This window comes from Halomonas sp., assembly GCF_052095695.1.
GTDB lineage: Bacteria > Pseudomonadota > Gammaproteobacteria > Pseudomonadales > Halomonadaceae > Vreelandella.
On sequence record NZ_JBQDLQ010000075.1, the window covers coordinates 1 to 2,387 of the forward strand.

Here is a 2,387-nt window from a genome sequence, read left to right on the forward strand (position 1 = left end):
ATTTGGAAGGAGCGCGACCTTGAGTAGCGAAATCATCAAAGTTCCCGATATCGGTGGCGATACCGATGTCGAAATCATCGAGATTGCGGTGTCAGAAGGCGACGTCATTGAAGCGGAAGACACCCTGATCACTCTGGAATCTGATAAAGCCAGCATGGATGTGCCTGCCCCGAAAGGCGGTAAGGTCATTAAAGTGCTGGTCAAAGAAGGCGACACCGTTTCCGAAGGTGACGATATCGTTGAGCTAGAAGTTGAAGGCGGCGGCGAAAGTAGTGACGAGAGTGACGATGCGCAGCCAGATGCTGACGCTGAAAGCCAGTCAGAGACCGAGCCGGCGAAAGAAGATAAAGCTGAAAAGCCGTCCCAAGAGCAAAAGCCTGCTGCTAAAAAGGCGGCCGGTGGTAAGCAAACGGTTGATATCATAGTGCCTGACTTGGGCGGCTCTGATAGCGTCGAAATTATTGAAGTCGCTGTAAACGAAGGCGACGAAGTAGAGGCTGAAGACACGCTGATTACCTTGGAGTCTGATAAGGCCTCCATGGACGTGCCGAGCCCTTATAGTGGCAAAATCGTTACCTTCACTGTGAAAGAGGGCGATACCGTTTCCGAAGGCGATGTTATTGGCCAGATGGAAGTCACGGGTGAAGGCGGCGAAGAAGAGACTGAGGAAGCATCTGACGAGGAAGCTTCTAGCCAAGCCAGCAGCGAGCCGGAAGAGTCGTCTGAAGAAGACGATGATCAAGAAGAGGCTACAAGCGGCGAGCCGGAGCGCAAAGAAATTCGCGTGCCAGAGATGTCGGGTGCCTCTGACGTGCCGATTATTGAAATTGGCGTGGCCGCAGGCGATGAGATCAACGTGGAAGATGCGCTGATCACGCTGGAGTCTGACAAAGCCTCGATGGACGTGCCCAGCCCCTATAAAGGTAAGCTCATTGAGTTAACCGTTAAAGAGGGCGACACCGTCTCTGAAGGCGATGTGATTGGCTATATCGAAGTGGCTGCTAGCGGTAAAAAAGCCGCGCCGAAAAAGGCCGCCCCTGAGAAAGCTGCGCCTGAAAAAGATAAAGGCAGTGCTAGCCCAGCCAGCGATAAGGCCTCTGCCTCACCGGCGGGTACGCCAAGCCCTGAAGCACAGATGGCGGCCCACAAACCTCGTGATGGCAAGCTAGTTCATGCCGGACCTGCCGTACGTATGCTGGCCCGTGAGCTGGGTGTCGATATCGGGCTAGTGAAGCCTAGCGGCCCGAAAGATCGCGTGCTCAAAGAGGACGTGCAGTCTTACGTCAAGCAGGCAATTGCCAATCAGGGAGCTGCTCCGCAAGGCGCAGCCGCGGCGACTGGCGGCGCGGGTATTCCGCCAATCCCCGCCGTCGACTTCAGCCAGTTTGGTGAAGTGGAAGAGAAGCCGATGGGGCGTCTGCTCAAAATGGGCGCTACCAACCTGCATCGCAGCTGGCTCAATGTTCCTCACGTCACGCAGTTTGACGAAGCGGACATTACCGAGCTTGAAGCCTTCCGCAAGGCCATGAAGGCTGAAGCCGAAGCGCAGGGTGCTAAGCTCACGCCGCTACCGTTTATGGTCAAAGCCTGTGCTTTTGCACTGCGTAAATTCCCGCAGTTCAATGTCAGCTTGAAGGGCGATGGTGAAACGCTGGTATGGAAGAACTATGTCCATATTGGTATCGCTGTTGATACCCCTGATGGCCTGATGGTGCCTGTGCTGCGTGATGCTGATAAAAAGTCCTTGATTGAGATTGCTAAGGACATGGCTGATCTGGGCAAAAAAGCACAAAGCAAAAAGCTCAAGCGTGATGAAATGACCGGTGGTTGCTTCACTATTTCGAGCCTCGGTTCTATTGGTGGTACGGCATTTACACCGATCGTCAACGCGCCGGAAGTCGCTATTCTGGGTGTGTCGAAAGCGCAGATGAAGCCGGTATGGGATGGTAATGCTTTCCAACCGCGTTTGATGATGCCGCTTTCGCTCTCTTATGACCACCGAGCGATCAATGGAGCTGATGCAGCACGCTTCACCGCCTTCTTGGCAGACGTACTGACTGATATTCGTCGTTTACTTCTGTAATCGATAGAATTAAAGCTTCACAAGCGGCGCCCCTTGGGGCGCCGCTTGTGTTTGGTTTGAATACGTCGTGCAGATATTGGCAATTTCAGTTCTAAAAGCGACCAAAGTAGAGTTTTAAACGGCTATTTGTGCTCACCTAGCTGTTTTAATTTAAAAAAGTGGAATAAAAACGGGTCTCTCAGGCTTTTGGGGAGTTGTGTCGTCTGGTGGGCACGGTTATTGTCGAGTAATACATTTTTTCATATTTTTAAACTTCAAGGAGCAGTGCCATGCGTTTAATCCTGTTGGGTGCCCCCGGCGCGGG

General features: G+C 52.8%; 1 protein-coding gene. It reads left to right on the forward strand.

Features of this window, described 5'->3' with window-relative positions:
• Window positions 1-19 precede the first annotated feature (19 nt).
• Window positions 20-2,083, forward strand: a complete 2,064-nt coding sequence (gene aceF, locus ACTH5D_RS13730) for a pyruvate dehydrogenase complex dihydrolipoyllysine-residue acetyltransferase (RefSeq protein WP_096278232.1) — start codon at window positions 20-22, stop codon at window positions 2,081-2,083.
• Window positions 2,084-2,387 lie beyond the last annotated feature (304 nt).